Here is a 2,192-nt window from a genome sequence, read left to right on the forward strand (position 1 = left end):
CGCATATCTTTTAAAAAGAAAAGAATCCCTGTTTGGGCCAAAAGGAGAATACAGATGAGTGCAAAAACTAAAATCGTGGTACTTCACATGAAGGAGTTAATCTATACAGGTATTTTTGCCGCTCTGGGAATCCTGTTCATCGTACTTATTATCGTCATGTTTCTGCCCGGAAGGAAAGAAGAACCAGGAAACACCTCTGTCCCGGACGACACACAGGAAGGCATTTCCTCCGTCTCAGCCTCCGGTTCCGTATACATACCCGGCATTTACACCACCGAGCTGGTTCTGGGCGGTCAGTCCGTAGAGATAGAGGTCATCGTGGAGGAATCCTCTATTGAATCCATACGCATGGTAGAGCCTGATGAATCCCTGACCACTATGTACCCGCTGCTTGAGCCCACCTTTGATTCCATCTGTGAGCAGATTTATGAGAATCAGTCTCTGGATGAGATTTCCTACACATCGGACAACAAATACACCTCCTTAGTGCTGATGGAAGCAATCCAGACCTCATTAGACAAGGCCTCGCCGGATGCTTCAACCTCTGCAGACTCCTTCTGATTGGCGTCATAGGGCTTAATTATCAAAGAAATGGTACTTATTTCCCTGTTTTTCGAAAGAGTTATGGTTGCTAAAAAGTACTTTTACCATGTAAACTAAAAAAAACAAAAGGAATAATGTAAACATGAGAAAACAGGAAAAGATACAAAAGACACTGAAAAAGGAACTGAAAATCAATTTCGGCGGCATTTTTGTCTCAACCGTCCTAGTAATGATCGTGGCACTCACAGGAATTTCAGGCGTAAATTCGGCAAATAACGCCATTGAGACATATGATGTCTATATCAGCGAGCTTTACACTGCTGAAACGGATCACTACAAATGGCTGACTGCTCTGAACCACTCCCTTTTGGAGGATGTGGAATTTACGGGAAGCACCGACTATACTGCCTGTAGTTTCGGACAATTTCTCTACAGGGAAGAAACTGCATCGAACCCGCTTTTTTCGGATTTTTTAGCTGTTGCAGAGCCCTTACACAGGCAGATTCATACTTCCGCCGAGGATGTCATGGCTTTGAAGGCCGCAAATGACCCGCAGTACCTTACCGTATACGAGGAGGAGGTAGCCTCCAATGTAGACGCTTTGGTGCAGGAGCTGGATTCCCTAATCGGCCAGCTGAAGGCAGCTTCCTCCTCTGCAAGCCTTAATTTCAACATTACACTGATTGTCATAGGTTTTTTCTGTGTGATTGTCCTGGCTCTAATCAGCTTCTTCAGCCTGCGGCTGTATTATCTGATCAAGACTGAAATCATTGGCAATCTGAGCGCTATTGTCTCTCAGACAAAGAGACTCTCCCAGGGGCATCTGGATCTTGATTTGAGCTTTGACACCAGTCTTGCCGAAATCAATGAGCTGAAAAGCAGCCTGGACTTTTCCTGCAGGGAGCTTTCCCGCTATATACAGGCCATCAATTACGGTATGCAGGAATTTGCCAAAGGAAATCTTGCCCTGGAATCTCCTGTGGAATTCATCGGGGATTTCAAACAAATTCAGCAGTCCATCACAGAATTTACACTGCACATCAGCGAAGCTTTAAACGAAGTAAAGCTTTCCTCCGATCAGGTTGCCCAGGGGGCTGACCAGATTGCCTGCGGCGCCCAGGATCTTTCCAGCGGCGCAGAAAGCCAGGCAAACAGCGTGGAGGAGCTTACCGGGGTATTGAAGGATATTTCCTCCCAGCTCAACGAGACAGTGGAAAACATCCATGAGATGGAGGGCATGATAAATGAAACCTGCGGTCTGATAAACGACGGCAACGGGCAAATGCAGGAAATGATTTTGTCCATGGAGGGCATTTCCGATAAATCCCAGCAGATTAAAAAAATTATCAGCATTATCAACGACATTACCTCCCAGACCACGCTCCTTGCCTTGAATGCCTCTATCGAGGCGGCCAGGGCCGGAGAGGCAGGACGGGGCTTTGCCGTTGTGGCAGACGAGGTCACAGAGCTGGCACGCAGATCCGGGGATGCCGCGGATGAAATTTCTCAGCTCATTGAGGACACTATGGCTGCTGTGGCAGATGGTTCTGGCAAGGCAGAGAAAACAGCTTCCATGCTTGGGGATATTTCGGCCAAAAGTCAGGATGTCAAGGGCAGAATAGCAGAAATCGCACAGATCACAGATGAGG

General features: G+C 47.1%; 2 protein-coding genes. Both read left to right on the forward strand.

Translation table 11 applies throughout. From position 1 onward, the window contains the following. Window positions 1-54 precede the first annotated feature (54 nt). A complete protein-coding gene (locus AC1WIP_RS14895; RefSeq protein ID WP_481142567.1) occupies window positions 55-561 on the forward strand; it encodes a hypothetical protein in 507 nt (168 codons plus the stop codon). Window positions 562-685: 124 nt separating this feature from the next. Further along, window positions 686-2,192 (forward strand): methyl-accepting chemotaxis protein (locus tag AC1WIP_RS14900; protein WP_481142568.1); only part of this gene is annotated, 1,507 nt, incomplete at its 3' end.

The organism is Acetatifactor sp., assembly GCF_982438285.1.

Coding starts and splice junctions, on each gene's coding strand:
- AC1WIP_RS14895 (WP_481142567.1), top strand. CDS start 55: ATGAGTGCAAAAACTAAAATCGTGGTACTTCACATGAAGGAGTTAATC.